The 24,174-nt window shown below is 63.2% G+C and carries 19 protein-coding genes; 9 read left to right on the plus strand and 10 right to left on the minus strand.

Features of this window, described 5'->3' with window-relative positions; genetic code table 11:
- Nucleotides 1–99: 99 nt before the first annotated feature.
- The 6 genes from NKH05_RS05445 to topA all read right to left on the minus strand — a co-directional run bounded on the left by NKH05_RS05445 (nt 100) and on the right by topA (nt 8,051).
- Nucleotides 100–555, minus strand: a complete 456-nt coding sequence (locus tag NKH05_RS05445) for a YqfO family protein (protein WP_023720107.1) — start codon at nt 553–555, stop codon at nt 100–102.
- Between the two features lie 109 nt (nt 556–664).
- Nucleotides 665–1,840 carry an MFS transporter gene (locus NKH05_RS05450; RefSeq protein ID WP_023720106.1) on the minus strand — a complete coding sequence of 392 codons (1,176 nt, stop codon included), beginning with the start codon at nt 1,838–1,840 and terminating at the stop codon, nt 665–667.
- Between the two features lie 16 nt (nt 1,841–1,856).
- Nucleotides 1,857–2,597 (minus strand): NUDIX hydrolase, encoded by a 741-nt coding sequence (locus NKH05_RS05455; RefSeq protein ID WP_023720105.1) that lies wholly within the window; start codon nt 2,595–2,597, stop codon nt 1,857–1,859.
- A gap of 73 nt (nt 2,598–2,670) precedes the next feature.
- On the minus strand, nt 2,671–3,123 hold the full coding sequence (locus tag NKH05_RS05460) for a DUF983 domain-containing protein (protein WP_031194322.1): 453 nt from the start codon (nt 3,121–3,123) through the stop codon (nt 2,671–2,673).
- Nucleotides 3,123–5,429, minus strand: a complete 2,307-nt coding sequence (rnr, locus tag NKH05_RS05465) for a ribonuclease R (RefSeq protein WP_023720103.1) — start codon at nt 5,427–5,429, stop codon at nt 3,123–3,125. Before rnr ends, NKH05_RS05460 begins: the two co-directional genes overlap by 1 nt.
- Before the next feature lie 6 nt (nt 5,430–5,435).
- Nucleotides 5,436–8,051: a type I DNA topoisomerase gene (gene topA, locus NKH05_RS05470; protein ID WP_352642684.1), complete on the minus strand. Its 2,616-nt coding sequence runs from the start codon at nt 8,049–8,051 to the stop codon at nt 5,436–5,438.
- A 76-nt stretch (nt 8,052–8,127) separates the two neighbouring features.
- Here topA and NKH05_RS05475 point away from each other — a divergent pair, with 76 nt between their 5' ends.
- Nucleotides 8,128–8,355, plus strand: coding sequence for a hypothetical protein (locus NKH05_RS05475; protein WP_023720101.1), 228 nt, complete (start codon nt 8,128–8,130; stop codon nt 8,353–8,355).
- Nucleotides 8,356–8,497: 142 nt separating this feature from the next.
- Here the strand turns inward: NKH05_RS05475 and NKH05_RS05480 are convergent, their stop codons facing one another.
- Nucleotides 8,498–8,875 (minus strand): COG4315 family predicted lipoprotein, encoded by a 378-nt coding sequence (locus tag NKH05_RS05480; RefSeq protein ID WP_352482202.1) that lies wholly within the window; start codon nt 8,873–8,875, stop codon nt 8,498–8,500.
- Between the two features lie 197 nt (nt 8,876–9,072).
- Between NKH05_RS05480 and NKH05_RS05485 the strand changes: the two genes are divergently transcribed.
- Nucleotides 9,073–9,819: a cytochrome c biogenesis CcdA family protein gene (locus NKH05_RS05485; protein ID WP_023720100.1), complete on the plus strand. Its 747-nt coding sequence runs from the start codon at nt 9,073–9,075 to the stop codon at nt 9,817–9,819.
- 66 nt (nt 9,820–9,885) lie between these two features.
- Here the strand turns inward: NKH05_RS05485 and NKH05_RS05490 are convergent, their stop codons facing one another.
- Nucleotides 9,886–10,779 (minus strand): SDR family oxidoreductase, encoded by an 894-nt coding sequence (locus NKH05_RS05490; protein ID WP_023720099.1) that lies wholly within the window; start codon nt 10,777–10,779, stop codon nt 9,886–9,888.
- A gap of 129 nt (nt 10,780–10,908) precedes the next feature.
- Here NKH05_RS05490 and NKH05_RS05495 point away from each other — a divergent pair, with 129 nt between their 5' ends.
- Together NKH05_RS05495 and glmU are read left to right on the plus strand one after the other, a co-directional pair.
- Nucleotides 10,909–11,856, plus strand: a complete 948-nt coding sequence (locus tag NKH05_RS05495) for an AraC family transcriptional regulator (RefSeq protein ID WP_352547356.1) — start codon at nt 10,909–10,911, stop codon at nt 11,854–11,856.
- Nucleotides 11,857–11,986: 130 nt separating this feature from the next.
- Entirely contained in the window at nt 11,987–13,348 is a 1,362-nt protein-coding gene (glmU, locus tag NKH05_RS05500) for a bifunctional UDP-N-acetylglucosamine diphosphorylase/glucosamine-1-phosphate N-acetyltransferase GlmU (protein ID WP_352482206.1), read from the plus strand.
- A 1-nt stretch (nt 13,349) separates the two neighbouring features.
- On the opposite strand, the gene NKH05_RS05505 is transcribed toward glmU, so the two are convergent.
- Complete coding sequence (locus NKH05_RS05505) at nt 13,350–13,703, minus strand: hypothetical protein (RefSeq protein WP_031194321.1); 354 nt, start codon at nt 13,701–13,703, stop codon at nt 13,350–13,352.
- A 226-nt stretch (nt 13,704–13,929) separates the two neighbouring features.
- Between NKH05_RS05505 and glmS the strand changes: the two genes are divergently transcribed.
- Together glmS and NKH05_RS05515 are read left to right on the plus strand one after the other, a co-directional pair.
- On the plus strand, nt 13,930–15,753 hold the full coding sequence (gene glmS, locus NKH05_RS05510) for a glutamine--fructose-6-phosphate transaminase (isomerizing) (RefSeq protein ID WP_023720095.1): 1,824 nt from the start codon (nt 13,930–13,932) through the stop codon (nt 15,751–15,753).
- An 80-nt stretch (nt 15,754–15,833) separates the two neighbouring features.
- On the plus strand, nt 15,834–16,586 hold the full coding sequence (locus NKH05_RS05515; RefSeq protein ID WP_031194320.1) for a DUF502 domain-containing protein: 753 nt from the start codon (nt 15,834–15,836) through the stop codon (nt 16,584–16,586).
- Here NKH05_RS05515 and recG read toward each other — a convergent pair.
- Nucleotides 16,538–18,646 carry an ATP-dependent DNA helicase RecG gene (gene recG / locus NKH05_RS05520; RefSeq protein ID WP_353025119.1) on the minus strand — a complete coding sequence of 703 codons (2,109 nt, stop codon included), beginning with the start codon at nt 18,644–18,646 and terminating at the stop codon, nt 16,538–16,540. The two genes, NKH05_RS05515 and recG, sit on opposite strands and share 49 nt — an antisense overlap.
- Before the next feature lie 91 nt (nt 18,647–18,737).
- Between recG and NKH05_RS05525 the strand changes: the two genes are divergently transcribed.
- The 3 genes from NKH05_RS05525 to NKH05_RS05535 all read left to right on the plus strand — a co-directional run bounded on the left by NKH05_RS05525 (nt 18,738) and on the right by NKH05_RS05535 (nt 24,095).
- Entirely contained in the window at nt 18,738–19,025 is a 288-nt protein-coding gene (locus tag NKH05_RS05525; protein ID WP_023720093.1) for a succinate dehydrogenase assembly factor 2, read from the plus strand.
- 13 nt (nt 19,026–19,038) lie between these two features.
- The gene (mfd, locus tag NKH05_RS05530) at nt 19,039–22,539 is read left to right on the plus strand and encodes a transcription-repair coupling factor (RefSeq protein WP_352855387.1); all 3,501 of its coding nucleotides are present in this window, start codon (nt 19,039–19,041) and stop codon (nt 22,537–22,539) included.
- A 182-nt stretch (nt 22,540–22,721) separates the two neighbouring features.
- Nucleotides 22,722–24,095: a class II 3-deoxy-7-phosphoheptulonate synthase gene (locus NKH05_RS05535; RefSeq protein WP_352482211.1), complete on the plus strand. Its 1,374-nt coding sequence runs from the start codon at nt 22,722–22,724 to the stop codon at nt 24,093–24,095.
- Nucleotides 24,096–24,174: the final 79 nt, after the last annotated feature.

Raw genomic sequence — 24,174 nt, forward strand, 5'->3', positions numbered from 1 at the left:
GTGGAGTTTTGGCCGCTGGAGCACGGGGAAACACCCGGACGCGGGAAACTTGCCGCGACACATAAAGAACGCGCCCGGAAAGTCAACCCTTGTCCAGGTTCAAGCGTCTTCCGTGACTGGCAGCGCCTTCTTCCAGTCTCCAGTCGTGTTCCACCAGCGGTTCGGGTTGGCGCGGTCGTCGAGACCCTTGGAGCGGCTGGCAAGCAGCGGCTGAATGCGGATCACCGGCTCCTGATAACTGTGAACCTGGTAAATCGCTTCGACGACGCGAGCGGCGAGCTTCTGGTCGTCGGGCAGTTCGAACGACACCTCGACAGTGCCCGGCCGCCTGCGCAATTCCGTCTCGGCGCCGGCGGCGGCACCTTCAAGCGGCCGGTAGCGTTCGATGCCGTCCGCTGACTGAAAGGCATTGCTGTCATATTTGCCCATTCTGAGCGGCGCGATCGCGACCACCGCCTCCATGATGCGGTCGACATCGGCGGCCGGTGCCTGAAAGGTCACCAGCAGCAGCAATTCCATCCGCAGCGATTTCGTCTCAAAGCCACTGTCGATCATCCGAGGTCTCCCTGCTTATGCACTTTGAGGGAGCATATACGCGAGCGCTCCTGACATGGTGGTGTCAGTAGTTAGTCAGCAGTGGGAGCAATGTCGGCAGCGGGCCCACTCAGAGGATTTTGCGGAGCAGCCTGGTGCCAACCAGCACGATATAGCAGGCGAAGAACAGGCCGAGCGCCCAACCGAAGCCCGACGGCCCGAAAGCATCCATGCCGATGCCGATTGCCTGCGGGCCAAGCACCATGCCGACACCGTAGCAAAGCACGAAGGCGGCGTTGGCGGAGGCCAGTTCGTGGCCGGAAAGCTGGGAACCGAGATGCGCCAGACCGATCGTGTACATGGCGGCGACCACGCCGCCCCAGACGAACAGAAGCGCTGCCATCAAGTGCCAATTCTGCGCGAAGAACGGCATAAAGACGGTGCCGACAAGCCCGACCGTGGCACAGGCCATCAGCAGATAGCGGCGGTCGCTGACGCGGTCGCTGATCATGCCGATCGGGATCTGCAACAGCACGTTGCCGAGCCCGATCATAGTGAGCAAAAGAGCTGCGTCGGCCTCGGAGTAGCCGATGCGGTTGCCGTAGACCGGGAACAGCGCAAAGCCGCCGGTCTCGACCGCACCGAACACCAGCACGGCCGCGGTCGCCGTCGGCACCAGCCAGATATAACGCAGGAAATTGCTGGTTTCGCCGTCGGCGACGATCGTCGGGCTCTCGTTGCGTGCTGCCAGAACCGGTATGGCAGCGAGCGTCACCAAAGCGATGGTGACGCCGAAGGGCAGGAAGCCGCTGCTGCCGAGATGAGCGAACAGCCATGGCCCGGCGGCAAAGCCGAGAGACAGCACGGTGGCATAGATGCCGAGGACCAGTCCGCGCCGGTGTGGCGGCGCCGAGGTGCTGATCCAGAATTCTGAGAGGATGAACAGCACCGTCAGCGCGACGTGCAGCAGGACGCGCAGCGGAAACCACATCCAGAAAGCTGGCGCGAAATGGAAACCGACAAAGGCCAGCGCCCCGGCGACGATCATGGCAAGCATCGTCCAGGCGACCCCGAACCGCATGGCAAGCGGGGTGGCGAGCGGCGCGCCGGCGATCGAGGCGAGGCCGGCGACCGCGGTATTGAGACCGATCATCGACGCCGAATGACCACGCGTTTCCAGGATGACGCTGAGCAGCGGCATGCCGAGGCCGATGGCGATGCCGACGACGCTGATCGAAGAGATCGCCGCGACCATCGGCAGCCAGTGTACGCGTTCCTCGCTCTGCGGCTGGGTATCGACTGTCATGGAATGCCTGGCTGCTCTAGAGAATTTCGCGGACGAAGCGATTGCGGACAAGCCGATAGAACGGCACGGGACCGCCGGGCCTCAGCAGCGGATCCTGGGCGAGCCGCGTTTCCAGCTCCTCCAGGACCGTGCGCGTGATGTCTGGAACGTCGGCTTGACTGGCCTTGGCCAGCGGCAGCCAAACGACGTCTTCCAACTCGTTGGTCGGACCGCCACCCGGCAGTTCCACGGCGACGTCGTCGCGCCATGCGGCGAGAAAGCGCGTATCGAAGCGGCGCACCCGGTTGGGCGGCGTGATGGCGCGTGCGACGAAGCGCAGCGCTTGCAGTGATGGAATAACACTGTGTTCGACAAAGCCCTGCCAGTCGCGCTTGGCGGTCGCGAAGGCGCCTTTTTGGCCAATCAGCAGCCCGGCCTCCTCATAGGTTTCGCGGATCGCCGACAAAGCAATGGCACGGGCGCGGGCAGCGCTGGTGCGGCCGATGCCCGCGGTCAATCTCGCTTCTTCGTCAGGGTGCAATGCAGTGGCTACGGGGATACGGCTGTCGGCCGGATCGGTGCGGCCACCGGGAAACACGAATTTTCCAGGCATGAAGGCGTGGCGGGCATGGCGACGGCCCATCAGCACCAGCAACTCACCGTCCTTGCGGTCGAGCAGGATCAGCGTCGCGGCGTCACGGGGGCGTATTGGCTGGCTGTCGAGCGCGATTGCGCTTCGCTCAACCTTGTCGACTTCCGCCTTGGTCATGCCGTCCATGCGCTCGACCTAGCGGAATCTTCTCTCATGCGAAAGTGGGCTTCATCCATAGCCGATTGCGCCAGTGATGGCTTCAAGCCTCGGGATGCGACTCGATCAGGTCTTCTTCGCCACCAAAGCCGTGCATATAAAATGCCCATTGCAGGCCGATGACAGCGCCCTTGACCGGCTGCAGCAGGACGACGGCTAGAATGATGGTCAATGGCACCCAGATTGCGATGTGCTGCCAGGTGGAGAGGGTCGAGGTCGCCTCGACACCCATGAAAGCGCCGAGCACGATGTGGCCGACGATGACCACCACAAGATAGGCCGGCAGATCGTCGGCGCGATGGTGATGGAGCTCGTCGTCGCAATGATCGCATTTGTCGACGGTCTTGACGAAGGCGCGAAACAGCTTTCCCTCGCCGCAATGCGGGCAGCGGCCAAGCATGCCGCGCTTCATTGCCGTCCATAGCGGCCGGGCGGTCCGGCCGGAGTGATGCTCGCCGCCGAAAACCAGTTCTTCCACCTGCAGTTCTTTTGGCATCACCGTCTCCTGCCGCGCGAGCCGGTACGCGATTGCGACGCCCGGGCGCGGCCTTTGGCCTTGTGGAACGACCGTTTGGAGCCGGGCAGCGGCTTTGGTTCGGTCAGCATCTCGAAACGCATCGCGCCGGCCATCGGCGCCACCTCGATCAGGCGAACCTCGACGCGGTCGGCAAGCTGATAGCCCTTGCCGGTGCGTTCTCCGAAAAGCGATCGGGCAGTTTCGTCGTATATATAGTAGTCGCCGCCCAGCGTTGAAACCGGAATGAAGCCATCCGCGCCGTACTGCGGCAATTGGACAAACAGTCCCGATTTGGTGACGCCCGAGATGCGGGCGTCGAAACGGTCGTCGATGCGCTCGGCGAGATAGGCGGCGATCAGCCGGTCGACCGTGTCTCTCTCGGCGGCCATCGCGCGGCGCTCGGTCGCCGAGATCAGTGCTGAGACCTCTTCCAGCCGTTCCGCCTCGTCCTGCGTCAGGCCGCCCGGACCAAGGCCGAGTGCGGCAATCAGCCCACGATGCACGATCAGGTCGGCATACCGGCGGATCGGCGAGGTGAAATGCGCGTAGCGCTTCAGGTTGAGGCCGAAATGGCCGATATTGGCAGGCGAATATTCGGCCTGGCTCTGCGAGCGCAGCACCACTTCGTTGACCAGTCCCTCATTGTCGGCGCCGCGCACGCGAGCGAGGATGCCGTTGAACTGGTTCGGCCGCATCTGCGCACCGCGCGCCAGCGACAGGCCGAGCGTCTGCAGGAATTCGCGCAGCGATTCCTGCTTGGCGAGCGAGGGCGCATCGTGGATGCGGTAGACCAGCGCCTGCCGCTTCGCCTCCAGCGTCTCGGCGGCGGCGACATTGGCCTGGATCATGAACTCTTCGATCAGCTTGTGCGCGTCGAGCCGCTCCGGCACGACGACCTTGTCGACGGTGCCGTCCTGCTTGAGCAGGATCTTGCGCTCCGGCAGATCGAGCTCGAGCGGCTGGCGCGTGTCGCGGCCGCGCTTCAGGATCGCGTAAGCGTCCCATAGCGGCCTCAGCACCGCATCGAGGATCGGGCCAGTCGTGTCGTCCGGTGCGCCGTCGATCGCCGCTTGCGCCTGCTGATACGCGAGTTTCGCCGCCGACTTCATCATGATGCGATGGAAGGAGTGCCTGAGTTTGTGGCCATCAGCCGAGAAAGTCATGCGCACCGCTATCGCCGGACGATCCTGGGCCTCGCGCAGCGAACAGAGGTCGTTCGAGATGCGCTCCGGCAGCATCGGCACGACACGATCGGGGAAATAGACCGAATTGCCGCGCTTCAGCGCTTCGCGGTCGAGCGCCGTGCCATAGCGCACATAGGCGGCGACATCGGCAATGGCGACGGTGACGATCACGCCGCCGGCGTTCGTCTCGTCGGTGTCGGGCATGGCGAACACCGCGTCGTCATGATCCTTGGCGTCGGCCGGATCGATGGTGAGCAGCGGCAGCTCGCGCCAATCCTCGCGGCCGGCAAGCGTCGCCGGCTTGACCGCCTCTGCCTCGGCGATGACGTCGGCGGGCAAAATATGCGGAATGTCGTGCGCGTGGATGGCGATCATCGAGACCGCCTTTTCGCTGGTCAAGGAGCCCAATACCGCCAGCACCTTGGCTCTCGGCAGCCCGTAACGGGAGGCCCGCGCCGGCTCGACCTCGACCAGGTCGCCATTCTTGGCGCCGTTCTGGAATTCCTTGTCGACGACCAGCTCCGGCTGGCGCCTTTCCACCGGCTCGATGCGGAACGTGCCGTCCTTCAGCACACGGAAAACGCCGAGAACCGCATCGGTGCGCTTCTCGAAGATCTTCATCACCCGGCCCGTATAGGCCGGGCCTGCCGGATCGTCGGTTGGAAAGGTCTTGGCCAAAACCCGGTCGCCGATGCCAGGCGTCGGGCCATTGCCGCCGCGCGACACGCGGATCGCTATGACCGGAGGTTCGCCATTGCCGATCGCTTCGGTCGGGTGCGCCAGCAGCACGCCGTCGGCGTCGCGGCTAAAGATGTCGAGCACCGCGACGTGGGGCAGGGCCCCGACGCGGGCAAGCCGCTTGCGCTCCTTGGTCAGCAGGCCTTCGTCCTGCAAATCGCGCAACATGTCCTTCAGCCAGATACGGTCTTCGCCGCGCAGCGCGAACGCCTTGGCGATGTCGCGTTTTCCGGCGCGGTCCGGATTTTCTGCGATGTAACGCAGTATCTCGTCACGCGAAGGCCGGTAATTGTCCCTGACCTTGGCACGGGTATCGGCGGTGCGCAGATCGCCGTGGCTTCTTCCGGAGACTTTGCGCGCCAACCCGTCCTATCCCTTTTTCCTGGCCGCCGGTTTTTTGGCCGCTGCCGCTTTCTTCACAGGCGCGGCCGCTTTGCGGAACGGCTTTCTGCCGCCATTGCCGCCCTTGGCTTCCTTTTCCGCAATCAGCGCCACCGCATCCTCGACCGTCACCGATTGCGGATCCTTGCCCTTCGGCAGCGTCGCGTTGACCTTGCCGAAATTCACATAAGGCCCGTATTTGCCGTCACGCACGACGATCTTGCCGCCGCCGGCAGGATGCTCGCCAAGCTCCTTCAGAGCAGCGGGCGTGCCCCCATTGCGGCCGCCCTTGCCTTTCAATTGCTTCTCGGCGATCACCGAGACGGCGCGATTGAGGCCGATCGAGAACACGTCCTCGATGCTGTCGAGATTGGCGTAGGTGCCGTCATGCAGCACGAACGGCCCGTAGCGCCCCAGCCCGGCCGAAATCATCTTGCCGGATTCCGGATGCTTGCCGACGTCGCGCGGCAGCGACAGCAGGGCGAGCGCCTTTTCGTGATCGATCGAATCGACAGTCCAGCCCTTGGGCAGGCTGGAGCGCTTGGCATCCTTGCCGTCGCCGCGCTGGATATAGGGGCCGAACCGGCCATTGCGCAGCGTGATCTCCTCGGCGGTATAGGGATCCTTGCCGAGCACCTTGGTGCCGTCTTCGCCGCTGCCGTTCTCGCCATTGGGATTGGCTGCGTCGCCGAGCTGGCGGGTGAAGGAGCATTCGGGATAGTTCGAGCAGCCGACGAAGGCGCCGAATTTGCCGAGCTTGAGCGACAGGTTGCCGGTGCCGCATTTCGGACATATGCGGGGGTTGGAGCCATCCTCGCGCGTGGGAAACACCAGCGGCGCCAGTTCCTCGTTCAACGCATCGAGGACGTCGGTGACGCGCAACTCCTTGATGTCGGCGACGGCGCCGGAAAAATCCTTCCAGAAATCGCGCAGCACATCCTTCCAGGCTAGCTTGCCGTCGGAGATTTCGTCGAGTTTCTCCTCGAGCGAAGCGGTGAAGTCGTACTCGACATAACGCTCGAAGAAGCTTTCGAGGAAAGCCGACAATAGCCGGCCCTTGGCCTGCGGCACCAGCTTGCGCTTGTCGATGGTGACGTAATCGCGATCCTCGAGCGTCTTCAGGATCGCCGTATAGGTCGACGGCCGGCCAATGCCCAGTTCTTCCAGCTTCTTGATCAGCGACGCCTCGGAATAGCGCGGCGGAGGCTCAGTGGTGTGCTGGGTGGCGTTGATCGCCTCGCGGGTGAGCTGCTCGCCGGCACGGATCTCGGGCAGGCGGCGGCTTTCCTCGTCTTCCGAATCTTCTTCCTTCTGCTCGATGTAAGCGGCTAGGAAGCCGTCGAAGCGAATGACCGAGCCGACAGCACGAAGCTCGGCGGTACGCGAACCGTTGATCGCCTCAATCTCGACCGTGGTGCGCTCGATCTCGGCCGGCTGCATCTGGCTGGCGATGGCGCGTTTCCAGATCATCTCGTAAAGCCGCGCCTGGTCGGCGTCGAGATACTGCCTGACGGAAGCCGGCGTGCGCATGAAATCGGTCGGACGGATCGCTTCGTGCGCCTCCTGGGCATTCTTGGCCTTGGCGGAATAGACGCGCGGCTTTTCAGGCAGGTATTTAGGGCCGAATTCCTTGGCAATCGCATCGCGTGCGGCAGAGATCGCCTCCGGCGCCATCTGCACGCCGTCGGTTCGCATATAGGTGATCAGGCCGGTGGTCTCGCCGCCGATCTCCATGCCCTCATAAAGCCGCTGCGCCACCTGCATGGTGCGGTTGGCCGAAAAGCCGAGACCCGATGAGGCTGCCTGCTGCAGCGTCGAGGTGGTGAAGGGCGGGCCGGGATTGCGCCTGGTCGGCTTGGCTTCGACCGACACTGCCTTGAAGCTGGCGCCTTCGAGCATCGCTTTGATGTCGTCGGCCTGCGCCTTGTTGGAAATGTCGAGCTTTTGCAGCTTCTTGCGCTCGAAGGCGGTCAGCCGCGCCTCGAAATTTTCCTTGCGCGGCGTGCCGAGGATGGCGGCGACCTGCCAGTATTCCTCGCGAATGAAGCGCTCGATCTCGGATTCGCGGTCGCAGACCAGACGCAGTGCCACCGACTGGACGCGGCCGGCCGAGCGGGCGCCGGGCAGCTTGCGCCACAGCACCGGCGACAGCGTGAAGCCGACCAGATAGTCGAGCGCGCGGCGGGCGAGATAGGCATCGACCAGCGGCGCATCGATCTGGCGCGGATTGGCCATCGCCTCCAGCACCGACGCCTTGGTGATGGCATTGAAGACGACGCGGCTGACCGGCTTGTCCTTCAACGCGCGCTTCTGTTTCAGCACTTCCAGGACATGCCAGGAGATCGCTTCGCCCTCACGGTCCGGATCGGTGGCGAGGATCAGCCCGTCGGCGTCCTTGACTGCCTTGGCGATATCGGCGAGACGCTTTCCAGACGCGGTGTCGACGGCCCAGGACATGGCAAAGTCCTCATCCGGGCGCACCGAGCCATCCTTGGCCGGTAGATCGCGGACATGGCCGAACGAGGCCAGAACCTTGTAGTTCTTGCCCAGGTACTTGTTAATTGTCTTCGCCTTGGCCGGCGATTCGACGACGACGACGTCCATACGGTCTCATATCAGTTGTGATGCGGCAGAAGAATTCCGCTGCGCGCGACGAAATCTCATTCAATGTGTCGCTCACATGGCCGCGCTTTTGCATCCGGTCAAGGCCAAGCAGTCAAAATGCGGCCCTGCACCGAATGCGCAACCCAACGGCGCGCCTTGCGATTTCCGCAATCCTGGACAAGGGAAATGGGCAGCCTATCGCTGGACAAACCCGGCAATTGATCCTGGAGAACGGGACAAACTCTCCCGCGGATATAAGAGAAACATCGAGCACGCGCCAGCCCTGCTTGAACAGACGCTGTGAACTGCGCAATATGCAGCCCGGCATTTGCTCAGACAGTCGCACGGAATTGCTGTGCTGAAAAGCTGGCCGCCGGGGTGGTTGGGTCAACGTCCCGGCGACCAGCCGTATTACCGCCTGTTACAGCGGATCAGAGGCTCAAGGCTCAGTCGGCTTTGGCGATATGCCAGACGCCGCCGACGCCCTCGCCGGTGACATCGCCGGCCTTCTTGTCCTTGATGAACGTGTAGAGCGGCTTGCCTTCATAGGCCCACATCCTGGTGCCGTCGGTGCGGTCGACGATCGTCCATTCGCCCTCGGCCTTGGCGTTGGCGTCAGCTTTCAGTGGCGGCCAATTGGCGGCGCATTTGTCGTAGCAATTCGACTTGCCGGCCTCGTCCTTGTCATAGGTGTAGAGCGTCATGCCGCCGGCGTCGGTGTAGATCTTGGTGCCGCCGACTTCTGCTTCCTTCCACGCCTCGGCGGCGTAGGACACGACGGTGCCGAGCAAAAGCGCGGCCATGCCGATTGCGATCGTTTTCATGGACTTCTCCTTGGATGATTCGAAAAAGCGCGCGGAACAACGCGCTTCGTTTGATCAACGCTGCCTGGCGGCCCTTTCTTCCCGGGCTGTTTTCCATAGATCCAGGCGAGGGCGACGACTTGCTGGGGCCACGCGATGGTGATTGGCGGATGGCCGTTGTCGCGGCTATATGGCTGCGCAGTCATCGGGAGACGGAAATGGCATTGGACGTCGGCTATGTCAGCGCGATCGGGGCGGGAGCGATTTCGTTCCTGTCACCTTGCGTGCTGCCGTTGGTACCGCCCTATCTGTGCTACATGGCCGGCGTGTCGGTCGACGATTTCCGCGGCGAAGCCGGCATTGCGGCAAAGGCTGGCGCGCGAGGCGCGCTGGTTAATTCCTCCATCGCCTTCGTGCTCGGCTTCTCGACCGTCTTCGTCGCGCTGGGCGCCGGCGCCTCCACTATCGGCCATCTGCTACGGGTCTGGCAGGAGCCGCTGGCAATGGCGGCCGGAGTGCTGATCATCCTGATGGGGCTGAATTTCCTCGGCGTATTGCGCATCCCTTTGCTTTCACGCGAGGCGCGCTTCCAGTCACAAGGCAAGCCGGCCAGCCTGATCGCCGCTTACGTCATGGGCTTGGCCTTTGCCTTTGGCTGGACGCCCTGCATCGGCCCGGTGCTGGGGCCGATCCTGACGCTTGCCGGCGGCCGCGAGACGGTGGGCGAGGGCGCGCTGCTGCTTGCCGCCTACTCGCTCGGCCTCGGCATACCGTTCCTGGTCGCGGCGCTGTTTTCCGGCGCCTTCATGCGCTTTCTCGGGAAATTCCGCGTCCATCTCGGCCGCGTCGAAAAAGCCATTGGCGCGCTGCTGGTCGTGGCCGGCGTGTTTTTCCTGACCGGCGGCGTGCAGGCGGCGTCCTATTGGTTGCTCGAGAATTTTCCGGTGCTGGGGCAATTGGGATAGGTTTGCCGCCCGGCCGAGGCGCGAGGCCGTAACTGCGGCACAAGGTACCACAGCTACGTGGTCCGTTCAGCCTCCGAAATAGCTTGGCTGGTCGATATCGACGATGAGCCCGGGTCCGCTCGGCGCCCAGCCCAGCAGCGCGCGGGTTCGCTCGCTTGAAGTCGGGACATCCATCGCCGCGAACATCGTGAACCAGCCAAAATGATCGCCGGCCTCTTCGGCGGACTTGGCGACGACCGGCACGTTCAGGCGCCGGCCGATCACGCCAGCGATGTCCTTGAACGGCACGCCTTCTTCGGCGATCGCGTGATAGCGCCCGCCACCGGCGCCATGCTCGAGCGCAAGCCGGTAGATGCGGGCGGCATCGAACCGATGCACGGCGGGCCAGCGATTGAGCCCTTCGCCGACATAGGCCGACACGCCCTTCTTGCGAGCAAGGTCGATGAGGATCGGAACAAAGGCGTGGTCGCCCTGGCCATGGACCGACGGCGGAAGGCGGACAACCGACGCGCACACCCCGCGTGCCGCCAGCGCGGCGGCTGTCGCTTCGGAGGCGCGGGGATACGAAGCGGAAGCGGGGACAGGCGCATCTTCCTCCGTCGCGATACGGCCCCGCGCCTGGAGCGCGGTTCCGGAGGTGACGAGCAGGGGGCGCTCGGAGCCTTCGAGTGCACCGCCCATCGCCTCGATGGCGCGCCGGTCCATTTCGCAGTTTTGCGCGAACTTCGAAAAGTCATGGTTGAACCCGGTGTGGATCACCGCATCGGCGGCTGCCGCACCCCTGCGCAGGTTCTCCAGGTCTTCGAGGTCGCCTCGATGCACCTCGGCTCCAGTCGCGGCAAGCGACTTGGCCGACGCCTCCGAGCGGGCGAGGCCGAGCACCTGATGGCCGGCACCGATGAGTTCTTGAACGACGGCAGAACCGACGAATCCGGTCGCTCCGGTAAGGAAAACACGCATCACGACTTCTCCTTGTTCATTTCTGACCACGACCATGTTCGCGGCCCGGTGGCGTCGTGATAGGCGCTTGAGAAAATACGATCTATGCGGTAAAGTCCGTATTATCTTCGCAATCGTCCGGAATGACCCATGGATCCCCTTTCAGATGTGCTCTCGCTGCTGAAGCCGCGAAACTATATGTCGGCCGGCTTCGATGCAGGTGGTGAATGGTCGATCCAGTTCCCCGACCAGCAGCAAAGCATCAAGACGGGAGCGGTGGTCTCGGGCCGGTGCTGGCTTTCGCTGGAGGGCGTTGCCGACGCAGTGCACCTTGAGACGGGGGACTGTTTCCTGCTGCCGAGCGGACGGCCTTTCCGCCTTGCAAGCGACATGGGCCTGGCGCCTGTTGAAGCCGTCAAGATTTTTCCGCCAGCGCGAGCCGGCGGTGTCGTGACCCACAATGGCGGCGGTGATTTCTTTCTGGTCAGCAGCCGCTTCGCGCTTGGCGGCAATCATGCCGGCATCCTGTTGCGGATGCTGCCAGCCATTGTGCATATCCGCAAAGAGTCGGACCAGTCTGCGCTGCGCTGGTCGGTGGAGCGGATGATGCAGGAGCTGCGCGAGCCACAACCGGGCGGCTTTCTGGTGATCCGGCACCTCGCCCACATGATGCTGGTTCAGGCGCTGCGGCTGCATCTTTCGGAAGGATTGAAAGGTGGCATCGGCTGGCTCTTTGCCCTGGCGGACAAACAGATGGGCGCGGCGATCAGCGCCATGCATGACGATCCGGCGCATGGCTGGACGTTACAGGAGCTGGCGGAACGGGCCGGCATGTCGCGATCGACCTTTGCGCTTAGATTCAAGGAGACGGTCGGCGCATCGCCCATGGACTATTTGACGCGCTGGCGAATGCTGCTGGCCGGCGACCGGCTGACGAATTCCAGCGATCCCGTCGCCGTCATCGCGCTGTCGCTCGGTTACGAATCCGAAAGCGCCTTCAGCACAGCCTTCAAGCGGGTCATGAACTGTTCGCCACGGCAATACGGTCGTGGCCGAGCCCCCGGCTTCGCATCACGCAACGAGGCGGAAGCCGCCTGAGCCGATCGGCTTGAGCGTCTCGCGGGTTGGAGGTTCCACCGTCTCACCGGAATTTAACCGCATTGGTGCAGCATGGCGCCGGTGCTACTAACGCTTCGATTCCAGACTCCTTTCAACGGTTGCTGTCCCCATGAGCCAGAGATCCTGCCTGTCCATCATCCTCGCTGCCGGTGAAGGCACGCGCATGAAGAGTGCGGTGCCGAAAGTGCTGCACACAATCGCCGGCCTGCCGATGGTTGCCCACGTCGTCAAGGCGGCTGAAGCCGCCGGCAGCGGTGATCTGGCGCTGGTGATCGGCCATGGCGCCGACGAGATGCGCAAGGCGGCACTCAAGTTCGCGCCGAAGGTCGAGACTTTTGTTCAGGAAAAGCGCCTCGGCACCGCGCACGCCGTGCTTGCCGCGCGGGCAGCGATATCAAGGGGTTATGATGACATCCTGGTGATGTTTGGCGACACGCCGTTAATCGATCCGGAAGCACTGGCGGCGGCGCGGCTGAAGCTGGCCGAAGGTGCGGCTGTCGTCGTGGTCGGCTTCCGTACGGAAAATCCTTCGGGCTACGGCCGGCTTATCGAAAAGGCCGGCAAGCTCGTCGCCATCCGCGAGGAGAAGGACTGTTCGGACGAGGAGAAGAAAATCACCTTCTGCAATGGCGGGCTGATGGCGGTCGCCGGCAGGCATGCGCTGAAGCTGCTCGATCAAGTCGGCAGCAAGAACGCCAAGGGCGAGTATTATCTCACCGACATCGTCGAGATCGCCGCTGCGCAAGGACTTGATGTCGTCGCCATCGAAGCCAGTTTCGAAAATGCCCTCGGCATCAACAACCGCGCCGAGCTTGCCCAGGCGGAAGGCATCTGGCAGGCGCGCCGGCGGCATGAAGCGATGCTTTCCGGCGTGACGCTGATTGCGCCAGAAACCGTGTTCTTCTCGCACGACACCGATATCGGCGCCGATACGATCATCGAGCCCAATGTCTGGTTCGGGCCGGGCGTGAAAATCGCCACGGGCGCCAAGATCCATGCCTTCAGCCATATCGAAGGCGCAACCATCGCGTCGAATTGCGATGTCGGGCCGTTCGCGCGGCTGCGGCCCGGGGCCGATCTGAGAAACAAAGCCAAGGTCGGCAATTTCTGCGAGGTAAAGCAAGCGATCGTCGAGGAGGGCGCCAAGGTCAACCACCTGACCTATATCGGCGATGCCCGCATCGGCGCAGGCGCCAATATCGGCGCCGGCACCATCACCTGCAATTATGACGGTTATTCGAAATTCTTCACCGATATCGGCGAGGGCGCCTTCATCGGCTCGAATTCCTCGCTGGTGGCGCCGGTGTCGATCGGCAAGGGCGGCTACATCGCCTCGGGCAGCGTCATCACCGAAAGCGTGCCCGACGATGCACTGGCCTTCGGCCGTGCCCGCCAGCGGACTCTGCCCGGCAAGGGCAAGGAGTTGCGCGAACGGTTCGCTTCGGCCGCGGCTGCCCACAAAAAAGGATAGCCTAACGGAACTCAGCGACAAGCTGGATTTCCCCAACGATTGCATCGTTGAAGGCGGACAGGTCTTCGGCCGGGATCCAGTATTCCAGATGTGCCCGGCTGCCGGCATGCTGGACGCTGTAACGGTCCAGAAAGCTGCGGCGCACCTCGAAACGGGTCACGAAACCTGATCCGCTCGCGGGCACATTCCAGTCTCGGGCGATCTGGGTGGCATAGGCCTCGCTCGTTACCGGATAGAAGATCGGCTGATCGGCAAGTCGAGGAGGAAAGGCGCGCATCCCTGAACTCTGGATCAACTCCAGTTCGCGTGGCCCAACCGGACGCCAAAGTGTCACCGTGTCAATTCGTTCGTTCATGGCCGCATCATGTCTTTGACTGATTTCAGGAGCCTTTGAGGCGAGATAGGATATATGAGCGGAGAAACTGAGCAATTGCAGTAACCGGATTGCAAGAGCGCTCTGTGATGGTGCATCTGTGCAGGATAGTCCGGCTGATACCGGACGAAATGGAATGTGATTTTTCGCGGTAGCCAGGCAGTCTCTAAATAGTGCCGGGTTTGAAGTCAGAGTCGGGGGAAGCGCCATGTGCGGTATCGTTGGAATAGTCGGTAACTCGCCGGTCGCGCCGCTTATCGTCGATGCGCTGAAAAGGCTCGAATATCGCGGCTATGATTCGGCCGGCGTCGCGACCATCGATCATGGCCATCTCGCCCGTCGCCGTGCCGAAGGCAAGCTGATCAATCTCGAGCGCCGGCTGAAGGACGAACCGCTCGGTGGCACGATCGGCATCGGCCACACGCGCTGGGCAACGCATGGCGTGCCGAACGAGACCAATGCGCATCCGCATTTTTCCGACGGGCTCGCCATCGTCCATAACGGCATTATCGAGAATTTCGCCGAATTGCGCGATGAGTTGATCCGCGACGGCTATACGTTTTCCTCGCAGACCGACACCGAGGTCGTCGCCCATCTGGTGGCGCGCGAACTGGCCAGGGGCCTGAAGCCGGTCGAGGCCGCGCATCAGGCGCTGAAGCGGCTGGAAGGCGCCTTTGCGCTGGCCATCATGTTTAAGGGCGACGAGGATCTGATCGTCGGCGCCCGCAATGGCCCGCCGCTGGCCGTCGGACATGGCGATGGCGAGATGTTCCTGGGCTCCGACGCCATCGCGCTTGCCCCGTTCACCAACTCGATCACCTATCTGGAAGACGGCGACTGGGCGGTAGTGCGCCGCAACGACGTTGCCATCTTCGACATGGACGGCAACAAGGTCGACCGCAAACGCCAGCAGTCGCTCAGCACGAGCTTCATGGTCGACAAGGGCAACCGGCGCCATTTCATGGAAAAGGAAATCCACGAACAGCCGGAAGTGATCTCGCACACGCTGGCACATTATGTGGATTTCGTCGGTGGCGTCTCGAAGCCGCTCGACCTGCCATTCGATTTCGCCAAGATCGACCGGCTGGCGATTTCGGCCTGTGGCACCGCTTATCTCGCCGGATTGATCAGCAAATACTGGTTCGAGCGCTATGCGCGGCTGCCGGTCGACATCGATGTCGCCTCGGAGTTCCGCTACCGCGAGATGCCGCTGTCGAAGACCGATGCCGCCTTCTTTATCTCGCAATCGGGCGAGACGGCGGACACACTGGCGTCGCTGCGCTACTGCCGCAAGGCCGGCATGAAGATCGGTGTTGTGGTCAATGTGCGCGAATCGACCATGGCGCGCGAATCCGACGTCATCCTGCCGACACTGGCCGGCCCGGAGATCGGCGTCGCCTCGACCAAGGCGTTCACCTGCCAGCTCTCCGTGCTGGCTTCGCTGGCGGTGCGAGCTGGTATGGCGCGTGGAACCATTTCGCCCGAGCAGGAGAAGACACTGGTGCGCGCGCTATCCGAAGCGCCGCGTTACGCCAACCAGGTGCTGAAGCTCGATGGGCAGATCGAAAAGATCGCTCGCGACCTCTCGCACTACAAGAATGTACTTTACCTCGGCCGCGACACCAATTTTCCGCTGGCCATGGAAGGCGCGCTGAAGCTCAAGGAAATTTCCTATATCCACGCCGAAGGCTATGCCGCCGGCGAGCTGAAGCACGGGCCGATCGCACTGATCGATGAGAACATGCCTGTCATCGTCATCGCCCCGCACGACCGCATCTTCGAAAAGACGGTGTCGAACATGCAAGAGGTGGCGGCGCGCGGCGGCAAGATCATCCTGATCACCGACAGCAAGGGCGCTGCACACGCTACGGTGAAGACGATGGAGACGATCGTTTTGCCGGACGTGCCGGAAATCATCTCGCCGATCATCTACGCGCTGCCGATCCAGATGCTCGCCTATTTCACCGCCGTGTTCATGGGCACGGACGTCGACCAGCCTCGCAACCTGGCGAAATCGGTAACGGTGGAATAGGTCTCGTTTAAAAACTTCGCAATTCCAAAGCGCCTTCGGGTTCAGTAGTGTCGCGTTGCAAACACACGCTGCGGTGAACCATGTCGGATGCTCTCAAGACCTCAGGCATGACCCGGCTGAGAAACTATTTCCTGACCGGCTTCGTCGTTTGCGCGCCATTGGCGATCACCGCCTACATTGCCTGGTCGCTTATCGGCTGGGTCGATTCCTGGGTGAAACCCTACATCCCGGTACGCTACAATCCGGACACCTACCTGCCGTTTCCAGTGCCGGGTTTTGGGCTGATCGTTGCCCTGATCCTCATCACCTTTATCGGTTTCCTGACAGCCAATATCGTCGGTCGCGCCATCGTCAACTTCGGCGAGCGCCTGCTTGGCCGCATGCCGCTGGTGCGCGGCATCTACGGCTCGCTGAAGCAGATTTTCGAGACCGTGCTGTCGAACAAGGGCGACATGTTCCGCCAGGTCGGGTTGGTCGAATATCCGCGCAAGGGGGTCTGGTCGCTGGTCTTCGTCGCCAGCGAGAAGGAAACCGAGATCAACCAGAAGCTCGACCAGCAAGGCGATCCGCTGATTGCGGTGTTCATGCCGTGTACGCCTAACCCGACTACGGGCTTTCTGATGTATGTACCGAAATCCGACATCGTGCTGCTCGACATGACGATCGAGGACGGAGCCAAGCTGATCGTTTCGGCCGGCCTGGTGGCGCCGGCGGTCAAAATGGTGACGGTGAACGGCGAGCAGATCCACGGCGCGCTCGCCAATCCGCCGCTCGACGCGATGCCTCAGCCGGCGCGCAGGAGCCGCACGGCCTCGTCGCGGCCGAATAGATAGAGCAGCAGGCGCAGCGCCGTGCCGCGTTCGGACTGCAGTTCCGGATCACGCGACAGGATCAGCCGCGCATCGTCGCGGGCGGCCTCGAGCAGGTCGGCATGCGCCTCGATGCGCGCCACCTGGAAGCCCGGCGTGCCGGATTGGCGGGTGCCGAGCAACTCGCCTTCGCCGCGCAGCTTCAGATCCTCTTCGGCGATGCGGAAGCCGTCCTCGGTCTCGCGCATCACCGACAGCCGGCGTTTGGCCGTCTCGCCAATCGGGTCCTTGTAGAGCAGCACGCAGGACGACGGCTTGTCGCCGCGCCCGACCCGGCCGCGCAATTGGTGCAACTGGGCAAGGCCAAAACGCTCGGCATGCTCGATGACCATGATTGTTGCGTCAGGCACATCGACGCCGACCTCGATCACCGTGGTGGCGATCAGGATGCGCGTTTCACCCTGCTTGAAGGCGCGCATCGCCTCGTCCTTGTCGGCGCCCTTCATGCGGCCATGCACCAGGCCAATCCGATCACCGAACAGCGGCTTCAGCGAGGCAAAACGGTCCTCGGCCGACATCAGCTTGATCTCCTCGGATTCCTCAACCAGCGGACAGATCCAGTAGATTTTCTGGCCATCGGCGACAGCGTCGAGCATGCGGCCGATCAGCTCGTCGAGCCGTTCAAGCGGCAAGGTGACGGTGCGGATCGGCTGGCGGCCGGCCGGCTTTTCCGTCAGCTTCGACACGTCCATGTCGCCGAAGGCAGTCAGCACCAGCGTCCGCGGTATCGGCGTTGCCGTCATCACCAGCATGTCGGGCGCATCGCCCTTGGCAGTGATGGCAAGGCGCTGGTGGACGCCGAAACGGTGCTGCTCGTCGACGACGGCGAACACGAGGTCATGGAACGTCACCGTTTGCTGGAACAGCGCATGGGTGCCGACGACGATGTCGATGTCGCCATTGGCCAGCCCGGTCAGCGTGTCGGCGCGCTCGCGGCCGTTTTCGCGGCCGGTGAGGATGGCGACGCGCAAGCCGGACCGTTCCGCCAACGGCGCAATCGTTGCCAGATGCTGGCGCGCCAGGATTTCGGTCGGCGCCATCAATGCCGCCTGGCCGCCGGCCTCGACGGCACGCGCCATGGCAAGCAGCGCGACCACCGTCTTGCCGGAGCCGACATCGCCCTGCAAAAGGCGCAGCATGCGTTCGGGGTCGCCGAGATCGGCGTTGATTTCGGCAAGCGCCATTTCCTGCGACATGGTCAGCGAATAAGGGAGTGCCGCGCGCAATTGTTCGACTATGCGGCCGTCGCCAACGAGTGGCCGGCCCGATAATCGGCGGACCTTGGCCCGGACCAGCGCCAGCGATACCTGGCCGGCCAAGAACTCGTCATAGGCAAGGCGCCGCCACGCCGCGCCGTCGACGGAGACGTCGATCGGGTCGGCAGGATTGTGGACCCGGGTGAGCGCATCGCCGAAAGCAGGAAAGGCGTGGCGGCGCCGGAACTCGCCGTCCTGCCATTCGGGCAGCACCGGCAGGCGGGCCAGCGCTTGGCCAATCGCCCGGCGCAGCACCTTGCCCGAGAGCCCGGCGGTCAGCGGATAGACCGGCTCGACCAATGGGAGGTTTTCTGCGTCGCCGGCAAGTGCGATATGGTCGGGATGAACCATGGTCGGGCGGCCGTTGAACCATTCCATGCGGCCCGAGACGACGACATGCTCGCCTACGGGCATCGCTTTTTCGAGATAGGCGGCATAGGCATGGAAGAAGGTCAGCGCGATCTCGCCAGTGTCGTCATGGGCGTAGACCCGGTAGGGTACCGACCTGTTGCCACGCGGCGGCGGCTGGTGGCGGTCGATGCGCACATCGAGCGTGACGATTGCGCCCTCGGCCGAACCGGCGATGCCCGGCCGGTTGCGGCGATCGATGACAGTATGCGGCAGCACGAACAAGAGGTCGCCGGCGCGCGCTGCCCGGTCGCCGAGATCCGCCGCCACGACTTTCTCGATCAATACGCCAACCTTCGACCCGACGCCGGCAAGCGAGGTGATCGGGACAAACAGCGGATCAAGGAGGGAGGGACGCATGATGTCAGCTTATGTTGCGCCGGCCGGAGCGCAAGGCTGACACCGCCTTCTATCCACGCTATATGCGCCGCCTGGGCAAGGATGTTGCACGATGACCGGAACGACTCGATCAAGCGAGGGGCTCGATACCCGCCGCCGCAAGCTTCTGTTTCGTTCGTGGCACCGCGGCATGCGCGAGATGGACCTGATACTCGGCAGCTTCGCCGATGCCGAGATCGGCGCCTTGACCGGCGACGAAATCGACCAATATGAGAGGCTTCTCGACATTCCCGACACCGAATTCCTGCCTATCGTCACCGGCGAGCGCCCGGTTCCGACGGATATAGATTGTGCCGTCCTGCAAAAAATCCTGGCTTCGCGCCGGGACATGACCTTCTGAACAACGTGTAGCCATGAGCCTTATCCCTACGATCGGTCTGCCGAAAGGCCGCGCCGGCCAGTTCATTGTCGATGGCGTCGCCGACGGCTACGAAGCCTTTGCGCTGGTGCAGGCTGCGCACGAGATCGCCCCTGACAAGCCGGTGCTTTTCGTGGCACGCGACGGCCAGCGTCTGCCGGCGATCGTCGAGGCGCTTGCCTTTGCCGCGCCGGGCCTGCCGGTGCTGGAACTGCCGGCCTGGGATTGCCTGCCTTACGACCGCGTCTCGCCCGGCGCCGATGCCGCCGCAAGGCGGCTCGATGCGCTGGCAGCAATGATTGCGCTGGCGAAGAGGCCGCACCGCGCCGTCATTCTCACCACCGCGAATGCGTTGCTTCAGCGCATTCCGCCGGCGGAACTCGTCGAGGCGCAGACCTTTCACGCCAAGCCCGGTAACCAGATCGACATGAACGTACTGGTGTCGCGGCTGGAGACTTCCGGCTTCGAGCGGGTACCGACGGTGCGCGGCATCGGCGAATTTGCAGTGCGGGGCGGCATCCTCGATCTCTTCGCGCCCGGATGGGCGGAGGCGCTGCGCCTCGATTTCTTCGGCGATACGCTGGAATCGATCCGCGTCTTCGACACCGCAACACAGAGAACCACCGGCCAGCGCAAGTCGATGGCGTTGCAGGCGATGAGCGAGGTGGCGCTGACGCCGGAAACCATCAGCCGCTTCCGCCGTGCCTATATCGAAGCCTTTGGCGCACCCTCGCGCGACGATGGGCTCTATGCGGCGGTCAGCGAGGGCAGGCGGTTTGCCGGCATGGAGCACTGGCTGCCGTTCTTCTATGAGCGGCTGGAAACCGTCTTCGACTATCTACCCGACGCGCCTGTGGTTTTCGACCATCTGGCGCATGAGGCACTGGCCGAGCGCCACACTCTGATCCTCGACCACTACGAAGCGCGCAAGAAGCAGGCCGACGGCGCCTTGAAGGACGCGGTGCCCTACAAGCCGGTGCCGCCGGATCTGCTCTATCTGTCGCCAGAGAACCTGATTGCCTCGCTTGGCCCGCGCGAAGCAATAGACTTCACGTCGTTCGATGCGCCCGATGCCGGTGCGAAAAAGGTGTTCCATGCCGGCTCGCGCCACGGCCGCAGCTTCGTCGAGGAACGCGCCGACCCTAGCGCCAACGTTTTCGACGTCGTCGTAAAACACATTTCCGACGAGCGCGCTGCACGCCGCCGCGTCATCGTCGCCGGCTGGACCGAGGGTTCGCTCGACCGGCTTGGTCAGATCCTGGCCGAGCATCATCTTGGCAATCTGAAGCCGGTGGCGACGCTTGCCGAAGCCGAAAGGCTTGAGCCGGGGCAGGCGGGACTGGCCGTGCTACCGCTCGAATCCGGCTTCGAGACGGAGAAACTGGTCGTTGTCGCCGAGCAGGACATTCTCGGCGACCGGCTGATCCGACGCTCGAAGCGCAAGAAGCGCGCGTCCGACTTCATCGCCGAGGCTTCGGCGTTGTCCTCGGGCGATATTGTCGTCCATTCCGATCATGGCATTGGCCGTTTCATCGGGTTGCGTACCATCGAGGCGGTTGGTGCGCCTCACGATTGCCTCGAAATCCACTATGCCGGCGATGATCGGCTGTTCCTGCCTGTGGAAAACATCGAGCTGCTGTCGCGCTATGGCTCGGATTCGGCCGAGGCGACGCTCGACAAGCTTGGCGGCGGCGCCTGGCAATCGCGCAAGGCGCGGCTGAAGAAGCGCCTGCTCGACATGGCCGGGCAGCTGATCCGCATCGCCGCCGAGCGGCAGATGCGGGCCGCACCGGCGCTGGTGCCGGCGGAAGGCCTCTATGGCGAGTTTGCAGCGCGTTTTCCCTATGAGGAGACCGATGACCAGCAGACGGCGATCGATTCGGTCATGGATGATCTAGGCGCCGGAAAGCCGATGGACCGGCTGATCTGCGGCGATGTCGGCTTCGGCAAGACCGAAGTTGCACTTCGCGCCGCCTTCATCGCGGCGATGGAAGGCGTTCAGGTGGCGGTGGTGGTGCCGACGACATTGTTGTCGCGCCAGCATTTCAAGACCTTCTCGCAGCGCTTCTCGGGCCTGCCGATCCGTGTCGCCCAGGCCTCGCGGCTGGTCGGCGCCAAGGAACTGGCCGAGGCCAAGAAGGGCATCGCCGAAGGTCAGGTTGACATTGTCGTCGGCACGCACGCGCTGCTCGGCTCCTCGATCTCGTTCAAGAATCTCGGCCTGCTGATCATCGACGAGGAGCAGCATTTCGGCGTCAAGCACAAGGAACGGCTGAAAGACCTGAAGACCGACGTCCACGTCCTGACTTTGTCGGCGACGCCGATCCCGCGAACGTTGCAGCTTGCCTTGACCGGCGTGCGCGAGCTGTCGCTGATCGCTACGCCGCCGGTCGACCGCATGGCAGTGCGCACCTTCATCTCGCCCTTCGATCCGCTGGTCATCCGCGAAACGTTGCTGCGCGAGCGCTACCGTGGCGGCCATTCCTTCTATGTCGTGCCACGCATCAGCGATCTGGCGGAAATCCGTGATTTTCTGCGCGAATCCGTGCCTGAGCTGAAAGTGGCGGTGGCGCATGGCCAGATGCCGCCCGGTGAACTCGACGACATCATGAATGCTTTTTATGATGGTCAGTACGATGTGCTTTTGTCGACCACCATCGTCGAATCCGGCCTCGATATCCCGACCGCCAACACGCTGATCGTGCACCGCGCCGATATGTTCGGACTGTCGCAGCTCTATCAGCTGCGCGGCCGTGTCGGCCGTTCGAAGGTGCGCGCCTACGCGCTGTTCACGCTGCCCGCCAACCGCAAGCTCACTGACACCGCCGAGCGTCGGCTGAAAGTGCTGCAGTCGCTCGATACGCTGGGCGCCGGTTTCCAGCTGGCCAGCCACGACCTGGATATTCGCGGCGCCGGCAATCTGCTCGGCGAAGAGCAGTCGGGCCACATCAAGGAGGTTGGTTTTGAACTCTACCAGCAGATGCTGGAAGAGGCGGTGGCCGAAGTGAAGGATTCCGGCGAGGTGCAGGACGGCGGCTGGTCGCCGCAGATCGCCGTCGGCACAGCGGTGATGATCCCGGAAAGCTATGTCCCGGATCTGCAGCTCAGGCTGGCGCTCTATCGCCGTCTTGGCGATCTCGAAAATACGGAAGAGATCGATGCTTTCGGCGCCGAGCTGATCGACCGGTTCGGGACGCTGCCGGAAGAGGTAAAACATCTGTTGAAGATCGTCTTCATCAAGGCGCTTTGCCGCAAGGCCAACGTCGAGAAGCTCGACGCCGGGCCGAAAGGCGTCGTCATCCATTTCCGCAAGCGGGAATTCCCCAATCCGGTCGGGCTGGTCAAGCTCATCGGCGAACAGGGCTCGCTGGCCAAGATCCGGCCCGACCAGAGCGTCGTCTTCAGCCGCGACTGGCCGACCCCCGAAAAGCGGCTGGCAGGCTCGGCGGTTGTCATGACGCAGTTGGCACGGCTGGTGGAGAAGGCGGCGGCGTAGCAGGGTGTCGCTGGTGCTCTGGGCACAGCCGCACCGGCGGCACTTTCACCGTGCCGTGCCCATTCGCCACGCGGCCAATTCCGGTCTAGAATAGGAAATCGGCTTCGTGTATGGAGCCGCGACCCCATATTGGGCGGATTGGCGGGCGATGGCGTCCGTGCGAAAGAGCGTTGGGTGCTTCGATGACGAAATGGTCGCCGAATTCGTGGAGAGCTAAGCCGATCCAGCAGGTTCCTGCCTATCCGGACCTTGTCGCGCTGAGGAACACGGAAGCCCAGCTCGCCACCTTTCCGCCGTTGGTTTTTGCAGGTGAGGCGCGCAAGCTGAAGAAGCAGCTTGCAGCCGTCGCTGCCGGGGACGCATTCCTTCTGCAGGGTGGCGATTGCGCCGAGAGCTTCGCCGAGCATGGCGCCGACAATATCCGCGACTTCTTCCGCGTCTTTTTGCAGATGTCGGTGGTACTGACCTTCGCCGGCGCGCAGCCGGTGGTGAAGGTCGGCCGTGTCGCCGGCCAGTTCGCCAAGCCGCGCTCGTCCGACAATGAGACCAAGGGCGGTGTGACGCTGCCCAGCTATCGCGGCGACATCATCAATGGCATCGAGTTCGATGCCAAGTCGCGCATTCCCGATCCTGCGCGGCAGGAGATGGCGTACCGCCAGTCGGCGGCGACGCTCAACCTGTTGCGCGCCTTCGCCCAGGGCGGCTACGCCAGCCTGGAGAACGTGCATCAATGGATGCTCGGCTTCGTGTCCGACAGCCCGCAGGGCGAGAAATACGAGTCGCTCGCCAACCGCATCACCGAGACGATGGACTTCATGAAGGCCGTCGGCATCACCTCGGAGACCAATTACGCGCTACGCGAGACCGATTTCTACACCAGCCACGAAGCGCTGCTGCTCGGTTATGAAGAGGCGCTGACCCGCGTCGATTCGACTTCGGGCGACTGGTACGCCACCTCCGGCCACATGATCTGGATCGGCGATCGCACGCGCCAACCCGACCACGCGCATGTCGAATACTGCCGTGGCATCAAGAACCCGCTCGGCCTGAAATGTGGCCCGTCGCTGACGCCGGACGGCCTGTTGCAGCTCATCGACCTGCTCAATCCGGAGAACGAGCCTGGCCGGCTGACGCTGATTGCCCGCTTCGGTTCCGATAAGGTCGCCGAACATCTGCCCAAACTGGTGCGCGCGGTGCAGAAGGAAGGCCGCAGCGTGGTGTGGTCGTCGGATCCGATGCATGGCAATACCATCGAGGCCGCCGGCTACAAGACACGGCCGTTCGACCGCATCCTGAAGGAGGTGCAGACCTTCTTCGAGGTGCATCGCGTCGAAGGCACGCATCCCGGCGGCATCCACATCGAGATGACCGGCAAGAACGTCACCGAGTGCACCGGTGGTGCCCGCGCCATCACCGCCGAAGAGCTGCAGGATCGCTACCACACCCATTGCGACCCGCGCCTCAATGCCGACCAGGCGATCGAGCTGGCCTTCCTGGTGTCCGATCTGCTCAAGAAGAGCCATCCGGTCCAGCACAAGCAGGCCGTCAACGGCTGATGCGATCTGAACTTTGATATATTGAAAAAGCGCCGGAGAAATCCGGCGCTTTTTGTATTCAATCCGGCGGGTGTCGCAT

Source organism: Mesorhizobium sp. M1399, from assembly GCF_040317735.1.
GTDB lineage: Bacteria > Pseudomonadota > Alphaproteobacteria > Rhizobiales > Rhizobiaceae > Mesorhizobium.

Excerpts from the sequence above, each read along its gene's own strand:
- NKH05_RS05445 (WP_023720107.1), bottom strand. The coding sequence starts at position 555 with ATGATCGACAGTGGCTTTGAGACGAAATCGCTGCGGATGGAATTGCTG.
- NKH05_RS05450 (WP_023720106.1), bottom strand. The coding sequence starts at position 1,840 with ATGACAGTCGATACCCAGCCGCAGAGCGAGGAACGCGTACACTGGCTG.
- NKH05_RS05455 (WP_023720105.1), bottom strand. The coding sequence starts at position 2,597 with ATGGACGGCATGACCAAGGCGGAAGTCGACAAGGTTGAGCGAAGCGCA.
- NKH05_RS05460 (WP_031194322.1), bottom strand. The coding sequence starts at position 3,123 with ATGCCAAAAGAACTGCAGGTGGAAGAACTGGTTTTCGGCGGCGAGCAT.
- topA (WP_352642684.1), bottom strand. The coding sequence starts at position 8,051 with ATGGACGTCGTCGTCGTCGAATCGCCGGCCAAGGCGAAGACAATTAAC.
- NKH05_RS05475 (WP_023720101.1), top strand. The coding sequence starts at position 8,128 with ATGGCCGCGCTTTTGCATCCGGTCAAGGCCAAGCAGTCAAAATGCGGC.
- NKH05_RS05480 (WP_352482202.1), bottom strand. The coding sequence starts at position 8,875 with ATGAAAACGATCGCAATCGGCATGGCCGCGCTTTTGCTCGGCACCGTC.
- NKH05_RS05485 (WP_023720100.1), top strand. The coding sequence starts at position 9,073 with ATGGCATTGGACGTCGGCTATGTCAGCGCGATCGGGGCGGGAGCGATT.
- NKH05_RS05490 (WP_023720099.1), bottom strand. The coding sequence starts at position 10,779 with ATGCGTGTTTTCCTTACCGGAGCGACCGGATTCGTCGGTTCTGCCGTC.
- NKH05_RS05495 (WP_352547356.1), top strand. The coding sequence starts at position 10,909 with ATGGATCCCCTTTCAGATGTGCTCTCGCTGCTGAAGCCGCGAAACTAT.
- glmU (WP_352482206.1), top strand. The coding sequence starts at position 11,987 with ATGAGCCAGAGATCCTGCCTGTCCATCATCCTCGCTGCCGGTGAAGGC.
- NKH05_RS05505 (WP_031194321.1), bottom strand. The coding sequence starts at position 13,703 with ATGAACGAACGAATTGACACGGTGACACTTTGGCGTCCGGTTGGGCCA.
- glmS (WP_023720095.1), top strand. The coding sequence starts at position 13,930 with ATGTGCGGTATCGTTGGAATAGTCGGTAACTCGCCGGTCGCGCCGCTT.
- NKH05_RS05515 (WP_031194320.1), top strand. The coding sequence starts at position 15,834 with ATGTCGGATGCTCTCAAGACCTCAGGCATGACCCGGCTGAGAAACTAT.
- recG (WP_353025119.1), bottom strand. The coding sequence starts at position 18,646 with ATGCGTCCCTCCCTCCTTGATCCGCTGTTTGTCCCGATCACCTCGCTT.
- NKH05_RS05525 (WP_023720093.1), top strand. The coding sequence starts at position 18,738 with ATGACCGGAACGACTCGATCAAGCGAGGGGCTCGATACCCGCCGCCGC.
- mfd (WP_352855387.1), top strand. The coding sequence starts at position 19,039 with ATGAGCCTTATCCCTACGATCGGTCTGCCGAAAGGCCGCGCCGGCCAG.
- NKH05_RS05535 (WP_352482211.1), top strand. The coding sequence starts at position 22,722 with ATGACGAAATGGTCGCCGAATTCGTGGAGAGCTAAGCCGATCCAGCAG.